Origin of the sequence: Pseudorhodoplanes sp. (assembly GCF_046289595.1) — a bacterium.
Lineage (GTDB): Bacteria > Pseudomonadota > Alphaproteobacteria > Rhizobiales > Xanthobacteraceae > Pseudorhodoplanes.
In genome coordinates this window covers 1-15,816 of record NZ_JBKBVB010000029.1, presented here as the reverse complement: position 1 = coordinate 15,816, position 15,816 = coordinate 1, and the positions used below count along the sequence as shown (strand labels likewise).

At 63.3% G+C, this 15,816-nt stretch carries 19 protein-coding genes and 1 pseudogene; 7 read left to right on the top strand and 13 right to left on the bottom strand.

Annotation, left to right across the window (positions count from 1 at the left end; translation table 11 throughout):
- The first annotated feature begins 241 nt into the window (after positions 1 to 241).
- Both ACK41X_RS08525 and ACK41X_RS08520 read left to right on the top strand, forming a co-directional pair.
- The gene (locus ACK41X_RS08525; RefSeq protein ID WP_409721323.1) at positions 242 to 424 is read left to right on the top strand and encodes a hypothetical protein; all 183 of its coding nucleotides are present in this window, start codon (positions 242 to 244) and stop codon (positions 422 to 424) included.
- A gap of 165 nt (positions 425 to 589) precedes the next feature.
- Positions 590 to 2,272, top strand: a complete 1,683-nt coding sequence (locus tag ACK41X_RS08520) for a DUF3300 domain-containing protein (protein ID WP_409721321.1) — start codon at positions 590 to 592, stop codon at positions 2,270 to 2,272.
- Between the two features lie 50 nt (positions 2,273 to 2,322).
- Here ACK41X_RS08520 and ACK41X_RS08515 read toward each other — a convergent pair whose 3' ends face one another.
- From ACK41X_RS08515 to ACK41X_RS08505, 3 genes and pseudogenes are all read right to left on the bottom strand, one after another.
- On the bottom strand, positions 2,323 to 2,946 hold the full coding sequence (locus tag ACK41X_RS08515; RefSeq protein ID WP_409721318.1) for a glutathione S-transferase family protein: 624 nt from the start codon (positions 2,944 to 2,946) through the stop codon (positions 2,323 to 2,325).
- A gap of 132 nt (positions 2,947 to 3,078) precedes the next feature.
- Positions 3,079 to 4,281, bottom strand: a pseudogene (gene zigA, locus ACK41X_RS08510) (zinc metallochaperone GTPase ZigA).
- A 48-nt stretch (positions 4,282 to 4,329) separates the two neighbouring features.
- Entirely contained in the window at positions 4,330 to 4,605 is a 276-nt protein-coding gene (locus ACK41X_RS08505) for a hypothetical protein (protein WP_409721317.1), read from the bottom strand.
- 280 nt (positions 4,606 to 4,885) lie between these two features.
- On the opposite strand from ACK41X_RS08505, the gene ACK41X_RS08500 reads away from it, so the two are divergent.
- Together ACK41X_RS08500 and ACK41X_RS08495 are read left to right on the top strand one after the other, a co-directional pair.
- A complete protein-coding gene (locus ACK41X_RS08500; RefSeq protein WP_409721315.1) occupies positions 4,886 to 5,620 on the top strand; it encodes an AzlC family ABC transporter permease in 735 nt (244 codons plus the stop codon).
- A gap of 41 nt (positions 5,621 to 5,661) precedes the next feature.
- Complete coding sequence (locus ACK41X_RS08495; protein WP_409721395.1) at positions 5,662 to 5,973, top strand: AzlD domain-containing protein; 312 nt, start codon at positions 5,662 to 5,664, stop codon at positions 5,971 to 5,973.
- A gap of 11 nt (positions 5,974 to 5,984) precedes the next feature.
- On the opposite strand, the gene ACK41X_RS08490 is transcribed toward ACK41X_RS08495, so the two are convergent.
- Genes ACK41X_RS08490 through ACK41X_RS08475 form a run of 4 tightly spaced genes read right to left on the bottom strand, consistent with a single transcriptional unit; the run spans position 5,985 to position 8,916 of the window.
- Positions 5,985 to 6,413 (bottom strand): HIT family protein, encoded by a 429-nt coding sequence (locus tag ACK41X_RS08490; protein WP_409721312.1) that lies wholly within the window; start codon positions 6,411 to 6,413, stop codon positions 5,985 to 5,987.
- Between the two features lie 8 nt (positions 6,414 to 6,421).
- A complete protein-coding gene (locus ACK41X_RS08485) occupies positions 6,422 to 7,684 on the bottom strand; it encodes a GNAT family N-acetyltransferase (RefSeq protein ID WP_409721309.1) in 1,263 nt (420 codons plus the stop codon).
- A gap of 23 nt (positions 7,685 to 7,707) precedes the next feature.
- Positions 7,708 to 8,436: a glycerophosphodiester phosphodiesterase family protein gene (locus ACK41X_RS08480; RefSeq protein ID WP_409721306.1), complete on the bottom strand. Its 729-nt coding sequence runs from the start codon at positions 8,434 to 8,436 to the stop codon at positions 7,708 to 7,710.
- Between the two features lie 12 nt (positions 8,437 to 8,448).
- On the bottom strand, positions 8,449 to 8,916 hold the full coding sequence (locus ACK41X_RS08475; protein WP_409721303.1) for a RidA family protein: 468 nt from the start codon (positions 8,914 to 8,916) through the stop codon (positions 8,449 to 8,451).
- Between the two features lie 134 nt (positions 8,917 to 9,050).
- On the opposite strand from ACK41X_RS08475, the gene ACK41X_RS08470 reads away from it, so the two are divergent.
- On the top strand, positions 9,051 to 9,896 hold the full coding sequence (locus ACK41X_RS08470) for a cell envelope integrity EipB family protein (RefSeq protein ID WP_409721299.1): 846 nt from the start codon (positions 9,051 to 9,053) through the stop codon (positions 9,894 to 9,896).
- A 3-nt stretch (positions 9,897 to 9,899) separates the two neighbouring features.
- Here the strand turns inward: ACK41X_RS08470 and ACK41X_RS08465 are convergent, their stop codons facing one another.
- The gene (locus ACK41X_RS08465; protein WP_409721297.1) at positions 9,900 to 11,162 is read right to left on the bottom strand and encodes a DNA polymerase IV; all 1,263 of its coding nucleotides are present in this window, start codon (positions 11,160 to 11,162) and stop codon (positions 9,900 to 9,902) included.
- Positions 11,163 to 11,196: 34 nt separating this feature from the next.
- Positions 11,197 to 11,367 (bottom strand): DUF3572 family protein, encoded by a 171-nt coding sequence (locus ACK41X_RS08460; RefSeq protein WP_409721392.1) that lies wholly within the window; start codon positions 11,365 to 11,367, stop codon positions 11,197 to 11,199.
- Positions 11,368 to 11,631: 264 nt separating this feature from the next.
- On the opposite strand from ACK41X_RS08460, the gene ACK41X_RS08455 reads away from it, so the two are divergent.
- Both ACK41X_RS08455 and ACK41X_RS08450 read left to right on the top strand, forming a co-directional pair.
- The gene (locus ACK41X_RS08455; protein WP_409721294.1) at positions 11,632 to 12,003 is read left to right on the top strand and encodes a response regulator; all 372 of its coding nucleotides are present in this window, start codon (positions 11,632 to 11,634) and stop codon (positions 12,001 to 12,003) included.
- Between the two features lie 15 nt (positions 12,004 to 12,018).
- Positions 12,019 to 13,392 (top strand): PleD family two-component system response regulator, encoded by a 1,374-nt coding sequence (locus ACK41X_RS08450; RefSeq protein ID WP_409721291.1) that lies wholly within the window; start codon positions 12,019 to 12,021, stop codon positions 13,390 to 13,392.
- A gap of 423 nt (positions 13,393 to 13,815) precedes the next feature.
- Here the strand turns inward: ACK41X_RS08450 and rpmG are convergent, their stop codons facing one another.
- From rpmG to ACK41X_RS08430, 4 genes are all read right to left on the bottom strand, one after another.
- Positions 13,816 to 13,983, bottom strand: coding sequence for a 50S ribosomal protein L33 (rpmG, locus tag ACK41X_RS08445; RefSeq protein ID WP_325704970.1), 168 nt, complete (start codon positions 13,981 to 13,983; stop codon positions 13,816 to 13,818).
- A 124-nt stretch (positions 13,984 to 14,107) separates the two neighbouring features.
- Entirely contained in the window at positions 14,108 to 14,851 is a 744-nt protein-coding gene (locus ACK41X_RS08440; RefSeq protein WP_409721289.1) for an NUDIX hydrolase, read from the bottom strand.
- Positions 14,839 to 15,285 carry a DUF983 domain-containing protein gene (locus ACK41X_RS08435; RefSeq protein ID WP_409721286.1) on the bottom strand — a complete coding sequence of 149 codons (447 nt, stop codon included), beginning with the start codon at positions 15,283 to 15,285 and terminating at the stop codon, positions 14,839 to 14,841. Before ACK41X_RS08435 ends, ACK41X_RS08440 begins: the two co-directional genes overlap by 13 nt.
- Before the next feature lie 4 nt (positions 15,286 to 15,289).
- A partial coding sequence (locus ACK41X_RS08430; RefSeq protein ID WP_409721284.1) for a S1 RNA-binding domain-containing protein occupies positions 15,290 to 15,816 on the bottom strand: 527 nt, incomplete at its 5' end.

The following is a 15,816-nucleotide window of genomic DNA, read 5'->3' as shown; positions in this document are numbered from 1 at the left end:
GCCGCGTGGCCAGGCCACGCGGCTTTTTCATTTCCGCACGATGGGGCTGAGCTTCCTTGTGTGTCTGCTGGGCGTCCGCTGTTCCGTCGCCATATCGCGATACCGGGATGCCTTGCAAATAACACCGGGCTTCGCGGTAGCATAAAGAATTTCTGGGGAGGAACCAGCGCGCCATGTCTTTGCTTATTTTCATGCACGGATTGTTCGCGGACAACAGCTGGGTAATGGAGTGAATGATGAGATGACGGCGTCGGACCCGCGGGCTATCAGAAACAAGGTACGTGAGTTCCGCGATCGGGCGGAGAAGGCCAAGCTGAAGGCGGCCGCGACCTCGGAGCGAACGGCGAGGCGGATGTTCGAGGATGCCGCGCGGCAATTCGACGAGATGGCCGACAAGCTCGAAGAGACCGGCCGCCCATATTAGGCCAAATATTTCGACGACCATGTCAACGAGCGTCGGCAGTCACGATTGCTGCGATTGCGATTGCCTTATGAGCCCATATCAACGTCACCGGCGGCTGTGTGGGTAGCGGCAGGAAGCGACGCGATACAATCATAAATGTAGAGTCCGGTCGGGCCGGAGGCGTCGATGAAGTCAATATTCAGTGCATTCGCAATCGCGTCCCTGCTGTTGATGCCGCCTCTTGCGGTGGCGCAGGAGGTTCCTGAGGCCCCCGCCGCGGCGGAGCCCTCAGCGCCTGCGGTACCGGCGGCGAATGAGCAACTGCTGCAGCCCGGGGAACTCGAAGCCTTGGTGGCGCCGATCGCGCTCTACCCGGACAATCTGCTGTCCCTCGTGTTGATGGCCTCGACCTATCCGCTCGAAATCGTGGAAGCGCAGCGCTGGCTCGAGGCCAACAGGAGGTTGAGCCCGGCGCAGCGCAACGCCGCCGTGGAGAAGCAGGACTGGGATCAGAGCGTCAAATCGCTGACCGCAACCCCGCGCGTTCTTCAGATGATGAACACGCAGCTGCAATGGACACGCAAACTCGGCGACGCCGTGCTGGCGCAGGAAGCCGATGTGATGGATGCGGTCCAGAGGCTCCGTGCCCAGGCTCAGAAGAACGACAAGCTCAAGACCACGAAACAGCAGCGGGTCACGGTGCAGCGGACCGGCCCGCAGCCGGTCATCACCATCGAGCCGGTCAACCCCGATGTGGTCTACGTGCCGTATTACCAGCCGGCGGTGGTGTATGGGGACTGGCTCTATCCGGACTATCCGCCGTATTACTTCGCCTTCCCAAGCTATTATTTCGTCGACGGGCTGATCGCGACCGGCATCGCATTCGGGGTCGGATACGGTCTTGCCTATTGGGGTGGCCGCTATTGGGGCGGCAGCTGCAACTGGAACAATAAGTACATCTACGATCGCGGCGGCAATCGTTGGACCCATCGCCCCGAGCATCGGCGCGGGGTCCGATACAGCAGCGACCGCGTCCAGCAGAGATTTGGCGATAGTCGCGGCAGAGATGTTCGTGGACGCGACGTCGCAAGGACTGGCGAGCGCGCGCGAACCACAGACCGTCAGGCAACGCGGCAAGCCGCCCGCCAAGACGGAGCGCGGACGCAGGACGCGCGACGGCGCACCGATGGCGCAAGAAACCGCCAGGCCATGCGCTCGCAGCGCGCCACGCAACGGGCCGGCAGCCGCAACCGCGCTGCACAGCGGCACAGCCTCCAGCGTAGCCGCGTTTCCGCAAGACAGCAGGGCCGGGCGCGCGTGAACGCAAGAGTCGGCGGCCGCAACGCCATGCGGTGGGACGGTCGCGGCGGCCGCTCGGCATTTCGGGGCGGTGGCCGTGAGTTCCGTGGTGGCAATAGAGCCGTGTTCCGTGGCGGCGGCTTCCGCAGCGGAGGCGGATCGGCGTTTCGTGGCGGTGGTGGTGGCGGCAGGGCTGCCTTCGGCGGCGGCGGTGGGTTCCGCGGTGGCGGTGGAGCATCCTTCCGCGGTGGCGGCGGCGGAGGCCGTGGTGGCGGCGGCGGTGGACGGCGTTCCGATATCCGCCTGAAGCAGGATATCGAGCTCGTTGGCCGGATTGGCAGCGGCCCCGGCCGGGGGCTTGGCCTCTACCGCTTCCGCTATCGCGGCGATCCGCAACGCCATGTCGGCGTGATGGCGCAAGATGTGCAACTTGTACAGCCGGATGCGGTGACCCGCGGCCGAGATGGCTATCTGCGGGTGCGTTACGACCGGATCGGGTTTGAATTCCAGACCTATGCGGCTTGGGCGCCCCGCACATACAATCCGTACATACAAGCGCAAGGCCTGTAGCCTTCGCGGCGAGGGTTGCGAGCGTGAAAGGGCAGGTCGCCTGCCTCCGTTCAGGTTGCCGGTTTCGGCATTGCCGCATCGTCGAGCTGCGCCGCGCGCTTTGCTGCCGGGCGGTCGGCGACTTTTGCGTGATACATTTCAAAGGCCGGTCGCTTTTCGATCGTGCCAAATTGCATGCTGTAGCCGAGAAGGGCGCCGACATAGAGATCGGCCGCGGTAAAGCGATCTCCGGCGATGAACGGCATGCGGGTGACGGCATATTCCAGCGTATCGAGCGCAGCCGCATAGCTTCCGTAACCCACTGCCGCCGCGCGTTCCGGCGGCGGCGTCAGGCCGAAGGCGTGGTTGGTGGCTGCGTATTCGAGTGGCCCGGCGGCGAAAAACAGCCAGCGGTAATAATCAGCCCGTTCGGACGGTCGTGGAGCGAGGCCCGCTGCAGGGAATGTCTCGGCGAGGTAAGCACATATGGCAGCGTTTTCAGTGACGACCTTGCCGTTGTGACGGATGGCAGGGACTTTGCCCATGGGGTTGATGGCGAGGTAAGCCGGCGCCTTCATGGTCGTACCGTAATCGAGGATCTCAACCCGATAGGGTGCCCCGACTTCCTCGAGCATCCATCGCGTCACCCGGCCGCGTGACATCGGGTTTGTGTACAGGACAAGCTCATCGGACATTGGTCAGGCCCCTACGGATGCACCACGCACGGTCGATGATGAGAACATAACAGGAACATTCCTTGCCTGTCCAGCGGAGCGTAGCGAGGTGTCAGGGCAGCCCGATGACAATCCCGCCGGCGGCGCGGTCCGTCAGCGCTTCGAGAGCGGAAACGGGTCGGGCAGGGACTTCCAGCTCTCGATAGCGAGGCCAGACTCTTCGGGCGTTGTCACCAGACACGAATCCAGCCGCTTCCTCAATGCGCGCTCGTCCATGCCGGAACCGACGAATACGATTTCCTGCCGGCGGTCGCCGAACGTATCGTCCCAATACGAGCGCAGCATCTCGCGCCATTCCTTGTGGCGCGGCCAGCGATCCGGCGGGATCGCGCACCACCAATAGCCGCGGCCTTCGCTACGCACGATCGCGCCGGCCTGGCTGATCTCGCCGACCCAGTCGGGCCGCGTTGCGATCCAGAAATGTCCCTTGCAGCGGATCACGCCCGGCCATGTCTCGTTGATGAAGCGGTGGAAGGCCGCGGGCTGAAACGGCCGCCGCGCGCGATAGACGAAGCTCTAGATTCCGTATTCCTCCGTCTCCGGTTTGTGGTCGGCGAACTCGTAGAGCTCCTTGAACCAGATCGGATGTCGCTGCGCCCGTTCGAAGTCGAAGCGCCCGGTGCCAAGCACTCTCTGCAACGGTACCTGCGCGAAGCTGGCCTCGACGACATCGGCCTCCGGATTGAGCGCGCGTACGATCTTGCGCGCGGCCTCCGCCTTGTCCGGCGCGGCGTCGTCGATCTTGTTGAGCACGATCACATCGGCAAACTCGATCTGCTCGACCAGGAGATCGACGATGGTGCGATTATCTTCGTCGCCGAGCGACTCGCCGCGTTCGCGCAGAAAGTCGGTCGAGGCGTATTCGTTGAGAAGATTGGCGGCATCGACCACGGTCACCATGGTGTCGAGCTGAGCCACGTCGGACAGGCTCCCGCCATCCTCGTCGCGGAAATCGAAGGTTGCTGCGACCGGCAGCGGTTCGGAAATGCCGGTGGATTCGATCAGCAGATAATCGAAGCGGCCGTCCTCGGAGAGCGTGCGTATTTCCTTCAGGAGATCGTCTCGCAGCGTGCAGCAGATGCAGCCATTGGTCATCTCGACCAGGGTTTCATGCGTCCGCGAGAGCTTCGCACCGCCATCGCGGATCAGATCCGCGTCGATGTTCACCTCGCTCATGTCGTTCACAATGACCGCAACCCGCTTGCCCTGCCGGTTGTTCAGGATGTGATTCATGAGCGTGGTCTTGCCCGCGCCGAGAAAACCCGAAAGCACGGTGACCGGAAGCCTTTGCCGCATCGTGATGCCCGAAAAGCGTTGCGTGGAGTTTCATGAGGCGGGCGCGCGCTATTGCGGCCGGCAATTCGGCGCGAGACCGGCGCCGATATCGCGGCCGAGCCGGGCGAGGATGATGGCGGCACGACCGGGGCCGTAGGCGTTGACGAGGCGCGGCAGGGTCTCGGCCATCAGTACCGCAAGCAGCGTTGCGTCCGGCGCCCCGGTTGCCATGGCTTTCGCGATGCCGGCACGGATCGCGTCGCGGGCCAGGTGGAAATTGGCCGGGACCAGGTCGCGATCGATCTCGTCACTGGCGGCGAGCATGCGATCCTGCAGCGATGTCATTGGCAATCTCCGGATTTCGTTTGGATGTAATGTTATAACGTATCAAATACGGCTGCAAGTGGCAGTCTGGCAGCAGTGGCGGACGAACAACCCGATCCTCGTTCGCGAGAATCCGCGCGATCATGGGTGTGGGCTGATGCTCGGCGCCGTGCACCGGTACGCTCGGCAAACCGTCGGCTTCTCGTCATCTGAGGCAGCACGTTACTCATGCAGCCAAAGGTTTGGGCCATGAGCCGGCTGGCCGTTGTTCTTGTCTGCGCCTTTCCGCATGGTGCGGCGGATGCCGGAGCCCCACCGAATCGATTTTGCAAGCAACAGCGCCGCCTTTGCCGGCGGCGTGAAGTCGGCCTGGCTTTCGGTTTTCGCCTATGTGCTGTTCGGCACCTATGTCGGCATCGGCGCGCTGGCCTATGATTTCAGTTTCAGCCTGGCCTGGGTGACGTGGTCCACCTTGCTGGTCTGGGCAGGCCCCGCTCAGGTGATCCTGATCTCAACGCTCGGCGGCGGCGCGAAGCTGATCGAGGTTGCAATCGCCGTCGGTCTCAGCGGCGTGCGCCTGCTGCCGATGGTGGTGTCGCTGATGCCGCTGCTGCGCGGCCCGCAGACACGGACGTGGCAGTTGCTGCTGCCCGCGCATTTCACCGCGGTCAGCATGTGGGTGGAGTCGATGCGGCTCACGCCGCTGATGCCGGTGGAACGGCGCATTCCCTTTTGCAACGGCTTGGCCTGCGGCTACATGATGGCAGCGATCATCGGTACCGTGGCCGGCTATTATCTCGCGGCGCGCCTGCCGACGCTGCTGACAGCCGCGCTCCTGTTCCTGACACCGATGTCGTTCCTTGTCTCCATCACGCGCAATTCGAGCCTGCTGGTCGACAGGCTGGCGCTGCTTCTCGGCCTCGTCATCGGTCCGATCCTGGCTTATCGCGAGGTCGAACTCGACGTGATGTGGGCCGGGATCGCCGGCGGCACCATCGCCTATATCGGCCACCGCATCCGGGAGAGCCTGCGGTGAGCCTCACCACGTCCGCGCTATGGCCCTATGTCGTGCTGGTCATGGTCGGCTTTCTGCCGAACGAAATCTGGCGCTGGCTCGGTTTCGCGCTGGCGCGCGGCATCGACGAAGGCTCGGAAATTCTCGTCTGGGTGAGGGCGGTGGCGACCGCGGTGCTCGCCGCCGTCATCGCCAAGCTGATCTTCTTTGCGCCAGGTGCGCTTGCCACCGTGCCGCTGTCGGTGCGGCTGTTTGCGATCGTCGCGGGTTTTGCCGGTTTTCTGGCTTTCCGCCGCTCGGTCTTTGCAGGCGTCGCGATCGGCGAAGCCGTGCTGATCCTCGGCGCCTTCGCCTTCCAGAGGCTGCAGGGTTAGGCCGAAGAGAGCTAGAGAGCGGCCATCGCCGCGGCGAGTTTCTTCGCCTGATCGGCAAGAATCTCGGGCTTTTCCTTCTCGCTCGCGGGCGGCTTCATGGCGATGCCTTCCTTGCGCGGAATCACATGCACATGCAGGTGAAATACGACTTGTCCGCCGGCATTCTCATTGAATTGCTGCACCGTTACGCCATCGGCTGCGAACACCTGCATGCCCGCTTTCGCTACCTTCTGCGCGATTTTCGCAACATGGGCGAGATCGTCCGGATCGACGTCCAGGAGATTGCGGGCGGCGCTTTTCGGGATCACCAGCGCGTGGCCCGGCGCGCGCGGCATGATGTCCAGAAACACCAGTGCGCGGTCGTCCTCGTAAATCTTGTGACAGGGCAATTCGCCGCGGATGATCTTTGCGAAAATGTTGTTCGGGTCGTAGGCCGGCATCCTGATCCTCACTCAAGGTCCGCAGTCTTGCGGAAAGGCGTCATTGCTTCAAGCTCGCGGCCGGCCGCATCCACATAGGCGCGCTCCCGCTTCAGGTAATCGGCGATGGCGCGCCGCAGGCCGGGATCGGCGATGTAATGCGACGAATAGGTGGTGACCGGCACATAGCCGCGTGCCAGTTTGTGTTCGCCCTGTGCGCCGGCTTCCACGGTCGCGAGCTTTCGTTCGATGGCAAACTCGATGGCCTGGTAATAGCACAGCTCGAAATGCAGAAACGGGTGATGCTCGATGGCGCCCCAATGGCGGCCGAACAGCGCGTCCGAGCCGATGAAGTTGATTGCGCCGGCGATATAGCGGCCATTGCGCTTGGCCATGACCAGCAGAATGCGGTCGGCCATCGTCTGTCCGATCATCGAAAAGAACGAGCGGGTCAGATAGGGCCGGCCCCATTTGCGCGAACCGGTGTCCATGTAGAAGGCGAAAAAATCGTCCCACACCGCCTCGGTCAGATCGGCTCCGGACAGCGGGTGGATGGTGATGCCGTGCTCGATCGCATCGCGGCGCTCGCGCCGGATCGCCTTGCGCTTGCGAGAGGCGAGCGCCGACAGAAAGTCCTCGAAGCTTGCATAGCCCGCGTTGCGCCAGTGGAATTGCTGGTCGGTGCGCTTCAGAAAGCCGCGTTCGCCAAGCCGTTCCCAGTCCGGTTTCGGCAGGAAGGTGATATGGCAGGAGGAGGCCTGCCGCTGGTCGCACAGCGCCCGAAGCCCGGCCGCCAGCGCGTCCTTCACCGCATCCGCATAGGGCGATGGCTTGACCAGAAGGCGGGGGCCGGTCGCGGGCGTGAACGGGACCGACACCTGGAGCTTCGGATAATAGCTGCCGCCGGCGCGCTCATAGGCGTCGGCCCAGCCATGGTCGAACACATATTCGCCGCGCGAATGCGACTTCAGATAGCAGGGGACGGCGCCGAGGATTTCGCCGTCCGTGGTTTCGGCCAACAGGTGTTGCGGGGCCCAGCCGGTGCGCGGCGTGGCCGATCCGGACCGTTCAAGGGCCAACAGAAAGGCGTGGGAGACGAACGGGTTGGCGGGAGCCGCCGGAGCGCAGGCCTTGGCGGGATCAGGTGTCGCCTGAAGGGTTTCATCCACATTGTCATATGGCGTTGCGGCGCAGGCATCCCATGCGGCGGCCGGCACGGCCCCGAGGTCGGACACCACCCGCAATTGCAGTTCGATCGGACGGTCTTGCGATGAAGTTTCGGTTTCGGACATTCGGCTGCAAGCTTAGCCGGAATTTATGGCCGAAATCCCTCGAAAATCATCTGGTCAGCCCATCGCGCGGCGCGGTGCCGGTCGGCTTCGCTGCGCACCGTCCAGGTCAGGAGCGGCAGCCCGAAACCCCAGCGGCCGAGCAGCGGCCAGACTCCGGGCAGGTCGGCCACCGACCAGGCGAGGAAATGTGGACGAGCGGAAAGTGCGGCGGCCGCATAGTCCCATCGCGAAACGGTGCGGACCTCCGGATCGATACGGCTTTGCGCGACGAGCCCGCGCGGCAGGCCGGAAGCGGCCGAGCGAAGACCCCGGACCATGACCGGATCGAACGACATGGCGGCTACCGGACCGGCATAGCTCTCAAGCACGGCAGCCACGCGCGCGGCAAGTGCGGTCTCCCGGTCGAAATGGCTTTTGAGTTCGAGCACCAGTGTCACACGTCCGGCGACCAGATCGCAGAGCTCTCCAAGCGTCAGCATGCGGTCCGGCGTTGCCCGGAACACGATGGCCTTCAATTCGGTCGCGCTCAGGGATTTTACCGCGTCGTCGCGCCCGGTCAGGCGTCCCAGCCGATCGTCGTGAAACACCATCGCCTCGCCGTCGGCGGACAATTGCAGGTCGCATTCGATGGCGTAGCCGCCCGCCACCGCAGCCGAGAAAGCCGAGGCCGTATTCTCGACGATGCCGGCTGCCGCGTCATGCAATCCGCGATGCGCCACCGGCCGCGCGGTCAGCCAGTCGAGACCGGGCATGGCGCGCCGCCGTCAGGAGACCTCGAACATCCCTTCGACTTCAACCGCCGCATCGAGCGGCAGTACAGACACGCCGATCGTGGTGCGGGCGTGCCGCCCCTTGTCCCCAAAGACTTCCACCATCAGGTCGGAGGCGCCATTCATGACCTTCGGGCCGTCGAGAAAGTCCGGCACCGCGCTGATGAAGCCGCCGAGCCGCACCACGCGCGTCACTTTATCGAGATCGCCGAGCGCCGCCTTCATCTGGGCCAGCACATTGATGGCGCAGACCCGCGCGGCCTTCACACCGTCTTCTACAGAGACACCGGCGCCGTGCTTGCCCTTGGCAACCAGCTTGCCCTCGGCATCGAGACAAAGCTGGCCCGATACCACCAGAAGATTGCCGGTCCGTACGAAGCCGACATAATTGGCCAGCGGCGCCGCCGGGGTCGGCAATACGATACCCAGATCGGTCAGCTTCTTTTCGACGGTGCCGGCCATGGATCCTCCTGTATGCGCGACGCCTCACAATGGACGCATTCTCTTCGCCGATTGGCCGGGGCTTCGCAAGTGGGGCGGCTTGCGGGGCGCCGTCCTGGATTTTAACTGTCAGGTCAACGAGGATTCGGCATTTCATGATCGACGCCCGATTTTTCAGCATGGCGGCTGCGTTTATATTCGTGCCGGTGGTCGCGCTTCCCGCACCGGTTCAGACCGGAGAGGCGATCGAATTCACCTCGCATCGTGCGGTTTACGATCTCAAGCTCGCCTCGTCGCGCGGCAACCGGCCGATCGAGGCGGTGCGCGGGCGCATCCTTTACGATTTCTCAGGCAGCCGCTGCGAAGGCTATGCGTTGCAATTCCGTCAGGTCTCCGAGATCGACGCGGGCGAGGGGGTGCGCATGATGACGGATATGCGCGCCGCGACCTGGGAGGACGCTGCGGCAAAATCCTTCCGGTTCAATTCGGAAAATTTCGTCGATCAGGAACCCAAGAATGCGGTGGATGGTCAGGCCGAGCGCGGCAGCGCGCAGGTCGATGTCCGCCTGCGCAAGCCAGCCATCAAGTCTTTCGGGATTGAGGCGGACGCTTTTTTCCCGACCGATCACATGCGTCGGATCATCGTCGCGGCGCGTCAGGGCAAAACCCTTTTGCAGGGCCCGGTCTTTGACGGTTCCGATACCGGGGAGAAGGTCTACGACACGCTGACGGTGATCGGTCAGCCGATCGAGCCGGATGCGCAAAAGCCTGACGACGCGGCCGGACGGGAGGAGCAATTGTCGAAGCTGCGCCGCTGGCCGGTCGCCATCAGCTATTTCGACAAGACCAAGGCCGACGGCGACCAGCTCCCGGTCTATGGGATCCGGTTCGAGCTTTACGAGAACGGCGTTTCGCGGGCGCTGTCGCTCGACTATAACGACTTCGTCGTGTCCGGCACCATGACCTCGCTGGAAACCCGGCCTTCCAAAGCCTGCGATTGATGCTCAGAGGTCATCGTCCAATGCGAGGCCGCGCCTGATGGCGTCGCGGCCGAATTTTTCCCGCAAGACATCCACTGCGCGCTCGCTGGTGGCGATCTTTTTCGCGTTCGGATCGAGCAAGTCTTCCGGATCGGCGGCGTATGCGGGCTGAAGGCTGGAGACGCCGATCCCGATCAGGCGAAAGGCCGCGCCGTCGATTTCCTTTTCCAGCAGGTCACGGCCGCAGTCGAAAATGCGTCTTGCCAGTTGCGTCGGTGCGCTGAGCGATCGGGCCCGCGTCCGTGTCTGAAAGTTCGCGGATTTAAGTTTCAGCGTCACAGTCGTGCCGCTCAGATCCTGCGCCTTCAGCCGCGCGGACACCTTCTCGCTCAGGTCCCAGAGGATTTTCTCCAGCGGCCGCAGCGCGGCGATATCGGTGTCGAAGGTGGTTTCTGCCGAGATGCTCTTGGCGTCGCGGTCGGGGACCACTTTACGATGGTCGATGCCGCGGGCGAGCCGGCTCAGCCGTTGCCCCTCGGCGCCGAGCCGCCGCATCAGTTCGATCTCGTCGTATTTTTGCAGGTCGGCGATGGTGCGAAAGCCAAGCCGCGCGAGCCGCTCCTGCGTCACCTTGCCGACGCCGAAAATGATCGAAACCGGCTTCGGTGCGAGAAACGCGGCGGCTTCGGCACGTCCGAGCATTGCCAGTCCGCGCGGCTTGTCGAGATCGGATGCGATCTTGGCGAGGAACTTGTTGTAGGACAGTCCGATTGAGACGGTAATGCCGATGTCGCGTTCGATCGACGATGCAAGCTGCGCCAGCGATTGCGCGGCGCTGCGACCATGCAGGCGTTGCGTGCCGGACAGATCGAGAAAGGCCTCGTCGATGGAGACCGGCTCGACCAGCGGCGTCAGGTCGCGCATGCGCGCCCGCACGTCGCGTGCGACCGAAACATATTTCGCCATGTTCGGCTTAATCACCACGGCCTCGGGACACAGCTTGCGCGCCTTGAACATCGGCATGGCCGAATGCACGCCATAGGTGCGCGCGATATAGCAGGCCGTCGACACCACGCCGCGGGTGCCGCCGCCGACGATCAGGGGCTTGTTCGCAAGACTCGGATCGTCGCGCTTTTCGATGGTCGCATAGAACGCGTCGCAGTCGAGATGCGCGACCGCGAGGTCATGAATCTCCGGGTGCCGCGCCAGCCGCGGCGAGCCGCACGCGATGCAGCGCGGGCCGGGGCCGGCCCCTGCAAAGCAGTCGCGGCAAAATCCCGGCGTCATCGCGCGGCATCATGGTTCATAATGGATCGCCGGCTCACGGTATGTCGCGCTCGACCGGCAGTCCGGCGAGGGTATCGCGGGCTTGAAGGATCTGCTCGGGGCGCAGGCCGGCTTCCTGAGCGAAGGCCAGCAACACGGATTCCCGTTCCGACAGGTGATCCAGCACGCCGGCGAGAAAGCCGGGCTCCCTAGCGGCGGTTCGAATGTCGCCCGGCCCAATCCCCGTGGCAGCGAGAAATCCGCCAATCCGCTCGGGTCTCCAGCGAGGAACCCAAGTGCTTGAATTGCCACATTTTTGGCGTCTGCGCGGGCCAGCCTGACGAGCTTATTCATGGCCTGTCGTTTGCCTTTCTGTAACGAATGGGAACTAGCCTTAGGCGCATACTCTGAGTCCGCATTTTCGGCATCGCGGCGCTCCAGGCCTGAGAAAACTGGGCGAGGTGAAGTTTAGCCCAGGAGGGGCGGGGGAATGGCCAAGACTGTCCTGATCGTGGAGGACAACGAGCTCAATATGAAGCTCTTCCACGACCTTCTCGAGGCCCATGGCTATCAGACTGTCGGCACCCGCAACGGGATCGATGCGATGGACTTGGCCCGCCGTCACCGTCCGGACCTCATTCTGATGGATATTCAGCTGCCGGAAGTGTCGGGACTTGAGGTGACGAAATGGCTCAAGGACGACGCGGAATTGAAATCGATTCCGGTCGTGGCCGTCACCGCCTTTGCGATGAAAGGCGACGAAGAGCGGATCCGCGCAGGCGGATGCGAAGCCTATCTTTCGAAGCCGATTTCGGTCGGCAAGTTTATTGAGACCATCAGGCACTTTCTCGGCAACGCATAGAAACCCGATCAGATCATGACCGCGCGCGTTCTAGTCGTCGACGACGTTCCCGCCAATCTGAAGCTGTTGGAAGCGCGGCTGTCGGCGGAATATTTCGACGTTATCACCGCCCATAGCGGCGCGGAAGCGCTGGCCGCATGTGAGCGGGCGGAATGTGACATCGTGCTGCTCGATGTCATGATGCCGGATATGGACGGCTTCGAAGTCTGCCGTCGGCTCAAGAGCAATCCGGCGACGCATCATATTCCGGTGGTGATCGTCACCGCTCTGGATCAGCCGTCGGACCGGGTCGCCGGACTGCAGGCCGGCGCCGACGATTTCCTGACGAAACCGGTATCGGATATTGCTCTGATCGCGCGCGTGCGCTCGCTGACGCGGCTGAAAATGATGACCGACGAGTTGCGCATGCGCGCAGCCACCTCACGCGAGATCGGCATCGAGAGCGCCGAGCGCGAAGCCATTTTGGAGCAGGGTGAGGGCGGACGGATTCTGATCGTCGACGACCGCCCGGCATCTTACGAGCGGCTGTCGGCGAGGCTTGCGAGCGATCATTTGGTGGAAATCGAATCCGACCCGAGTTCGGCGCTGTTCCGTTCGGCCGAGGGCAATTACGAACTTCTGATCGTCTCGCTCAGCCTGGAAAATTTCGACGGACTGCGACTGTGCAGCCAGCTGCGCTCGCTTGAACGAACCCGCAACCTGCCGATCCTGGCGCTTTGCGAGCCCGACGATACTGCGCGATTGATGCGAGGCCTCGAGATCGGCGTTAACGACTATCTGCTGCGGCCGATCGACGGCAACGAATTGCAGGCCCGTGTACGAACGCAGATCCGCCGCAAGCGCTACACGGAGAGGCTGCGCGACAATGTGCAGATGTCCATCGAGGCTGCCATCACCGATGCGCTGACGGGTCTGCACAATCGCCGTTATATGGAAAGCCACCTGGGCAAGCTGGTCGAAACCGCGGTGCTGCGCGGCAAGCATCTTGCTGTCCTCGTGATGGACATCGACTATTTCAAGTCGATCAACGACACCTATGGCCACGATTGCGGCGACGACGTGCTGCGGGAATTTGCAATCCGCGTGCGCAAGTCGATACGCGGGATCGACCTTGCCTGCCGGATCGGAGGCGAGGAATTCGTGGTGGTGATGCCGGACACCGACATGGCCGTTGCGGCTACCGTCGCCGAGCGCCTGCGCCGCAAAATCGCGTCGGAGCCGTTCCCGATCGAGCAGGGCCGCCGCGCAATCGATGTCACGATCTCGATCGGTATTGCGGCGATGGAAACAGCCCAGGACACCGCGGCAAAGCTGCTCAAACGAGCCGACCAGGCGCTGTACCGCGCCAAGCGCGACGGTCGTAACAGGGTGGTCGCAGACGCAGCCTGAGCCGATCTGCCGGCCGCAAGACCGGAAACCCTAATCCTTTACGTTGACGGCAAAATGACGCCCATTTCGGGCCTTCGGCTTTGATTTCTAAGGGGTAACGGGATAGCTTGGTCGCCACCACGCAGCGGCGTCGCGCCACTGCTTTGAAGTAGGGCCGGCTGCGGCGCCCGGCCTTCAAGGTGCAGCTCTTCGATAACCCTGCGGAGTGCTCAGGTCCGCCGCATCTCCTGGGTCCGTGGGGTTCGGCCGGCCCGGGGGCGGTGACGAGTGGCCTCCTCATGACACCGCTTCCGGCCGGCCACCTCTTATGAGCTGTGCGATCAAGAATTACGATCAATAGTTGTATCATCCGCGCAGCGCAGAGCACGACCTCGCGCGCGCGAAACACCGAAGTCCGGTAAAGGAAGGCAGCGTGGGCCTTGCCTATTTGATCTTGGCTTCGCGGAACTCGACGTGCTTCTTGGCGATCGGGTCATATTTCTTTTTCGCCAGCTTGTCGGTCATCGTGCGCGAGTTTTTCTTGCTGACATAATAATAACCGGTGTCTGCGGTGGACACGAGCTTGACCTTGATGGTGACGGCCTTGGCCATGATGACCTCGAAATGACGGGGGGAGATTTGGCCCGGAAACTAGCGGCAAAGCGGCCAAAGTCAAGGAAAGGCAGCCGGTTATTTCCGCCAGACGGGCCCGGTGGAGGTTTTCGCAGTCCGGATGTCAGGCGATCAGGGCGCGGTTGAAGACCTTCCTGGGCATCCGATAGAACGGAACCGGCAGATCATGGCCGAAGCCCGCAGCGACACGCGCTTCAAGTTCCTTCAGCACCACGCCGGTGATGGTCGGCATATCGAGGCTGCGGGCGTCCGCGATCGGCATCCACACCAGTTCGACCAGTTCCGCCTCGGGATGGATCACATTCTCGACCTTGTGGACGATGGTCGAGGCATCGACGGCAAAGAAGCGGGTGTCGAAACGGCGTGGACGCCGTGACGGCGTGATCGCGCGTGCGATGAAATGCAGCGAGGACAGGTCGGGGTAGAAGCCCGCCTTGGCAAAATCGGCCCAGGGCCCGTCCGGCACCGGCGGCGCGTCGGTCAGAGGCGCGCCGAGGATGAGGCCGGTCTCCTCGAAGGTCTCGCGGATCGCGGCAAGCGCCAGCCCCCTGGCGCGTGCGAGACTTGGCCGGCGCACCTGCTGCATCAGATATTTCTCGGTAAAGGGATTGAGCGGCGATGCCGCAGGCATCAACCGGTCGTGTGGCTCAAGCCGCCCGCCTGGAAATACGAATTTGCCCGGCATGAACTTGTGGGCGTGATGGCGTTTGCCGAGCAGCACCTTCGGCGCCGCACCCGACCGGTCGACGATGATCAGGGTCGCCGCGTCCTTCGGACGCACATTCGGCGAGTTGCGTTCGCGCTCCGCCTCGGTGAGAAGCCGCTCAAGATCTGTCAATTCGCGCATTGTGAGGGTGTCGCGGCCGGCAGTGGATCGTTCACCGGATCGTTCCGGTCGCCTTCTGGATCGAAGCCGTGCATGCGCATCGCCCATTGCCAGGCGACGACCGCGCCCTTGATCGGATGCATCAGCGCGAAGGCGAGGATCAGCGTGAGCGGCAGCCAGATCGCGGCGTGAATCCAATAGGCCGGGGCGAATGCGATCTCGACCGCAAGCACCATTGGCACCACGATGTGTCCGACCAGCACGATGTTGAGATAGGCCGGGAAGTCATCGGCACGGTGGTGATGCAGCGCCTCATTGCAGGAGGGACAATGATCGTTGACCTTCAGGAGCGCGCGGAACATGCGGCCCTCACCGCAAGCCGGACACGCACCTAACAGCCCGCGCTTTAGAGAGAGCCAGCCATCTCGGCGAGGTTGTGCGATTTCAAAGCTCATCCGTTCATCCTCGTCTTTTGCGCGGCAAGCGCTCGTCGCGGCGTCCATTGTCGCGGGCGCGGGTCGGCCGATCGCGGACCCGGCGCACCGGAACCGGCTTTCCGGACCGGCCGCTTGACATCAGTTCGAACCGCAACGCGCCCGCAACAGGGATCGCTTCGACCAGCTTCACGGTAACATTGTCGCCCAGCCGGTAGGTTTCGCCGGTGGAGCGGCCGATCATGGCGTGGCGGTCCTCGTGATACTGGAAATAGTCGTCGCCGATGGTGCGAGCCGGAATGAATCCGTCGGCGCCGGTTTCGTCAAGTTTAACGAACAGTCCGGCGCGGGTCACGCCGCCGATCCGGCCTTCGAAAATGGCGCCGACCCGGTCGGCAAGATGGTGCGCGATGAGGCGGTCGGTGGTTTCGCGTTCCGCCGCCATGGCGCGGCGTTCGGAGGCGGAAATGCGGGCGGAAATCTCGTTCAGGGACTTCACATCGGTGCCTTCGGGCAGGGCGCCGTCACCGAGTTTCAGCGCCCGGATCAGGC

Excerpts from the sequence above, each read along its gene's own strand:
- ACK41X_RS08525 (WP_409721323.1), top strand. The coding sequence starts at position 242 with ATGACGGCGTCGGACCCGCGGGCTATCAGAAACAAGGTACGTGAGTTC.
- ACK41X_RS08520 (WP_409721321.1), top strand. The coding sequence starts at position 590 with ATGAAGTCAATATTCAGTGCATTCGCAATCGCGTCCCTGCTGTTGATG.
- ACK41X_RS08515 (WP_409721318.1), bottom strand. The coding sequence starts at position 2,946 with ATGTCCGATGAGCTTGTCCTGTACACAAACCCGATGTCACGCGGCCGG.
- ACK41X_RS08505 (WP_409721317.1), bottom strand. The coding sequence starts at position 4,605 with ATGACATCGCTGCAGGATCGCATGCTCGCCGCCAGTGACGAGATCGAT.
- ACK41X_RS08500 (WP_409721315.1), top strand. The coding sequence starts at position 4,886 with ATGCCGGAGCCCCACCGAATCGATTTTGCAAGCAACAGCGCCGCCTTT.
- ACK41X_RS08495 (WP_409721395.1), top strand. The coding sequence starts at position 5,662 with ATGGTCGGCTTTCTGCCGAACGAAATCTGGCGCTGGCTCGGTTTCGCG.
- ACK41X_RS08490 (WP_409721312.1), bottom strand. The coding sequence starts at position 6,413 with ATGCCGGCCTACGACCCGAACAACATTTTCGCAAAGATCATCCGCGGC.
- ACK41X_RS08485 (WP_409721309.1), bottom strand. The coding sequence starts at position 7,684 with ATGTCCGAAACCGAAACTTCATCGCAAGACCGTCCGATCGAACTGCAA.
- ACK41X_RS08480 (WP_409721306.1), bottom strand. The coding sequence starts at position 8,436 with ATGCCCGGTCTCGACTGGCTGACCGCGCGGCCGGTGGCGCATCGCGGA.
- ACK41X_RS08475 (WP_409721303.1), bottom strand. The coding sequence starts at position 8,916 with ATGGCCGGCACCGTCGAAAAGAAGCTGACCGATCTGGGTATCGTATTG.
- ACK41X_RS08470 (WP_409721299.1), top strand. The coding sequence starts at position 9,051 with ATGATCGACGCCCGATTTTTCAGCATGGCGGCTGCGTTTATATTCGTG.
- ACK41X_RS08465 (WP_409721297.1), bottom strand. The coding sequence starts at position 11,162 with ATGACGCCGGGATTTTGCCGCGACTGCTTTGCAGGGGCCGGCCCCGGC.
- ACK41X_RS08455 (WP_409721294.1), top strand. The coding sequence starts at position 11,632 with ATGGCCAAGACTGTCCTGATCGTGGAGGACAACGAGCTCAATATGAAG.
- ACK41X_RS08450 (WP_409721291.1), top strand. The coding sequence starts at position 12,019 with ATGACCGCGCGCGTTCTAGTCGTCGACGACGTTCCCGCCAATCTGAAG.
- rpmG (WP_325704970.1), bottom strand. The coding sequence starts at position 13,983 with ATGGCCAAGGCCGTCACCATCAAGGTCAAGCTCGTGTCCACCGCAGAC.
- ACK41X_RS08440 (WP_409721289.1), bottom strand. The coding sequence starts at position 14,851 with ATGCGCGAATTGACAGATCTTGAGCGGCTTCTCACCGAGGCGGAGCGC.
- ACK41X_RS08435 (WP_409721286.1), bottom strand. The coding sequence starts at position 15,285 with ATGAGCTTTGAAATCGCACAACCTCGCCGAGATGGCTGGCTCTCTCTA.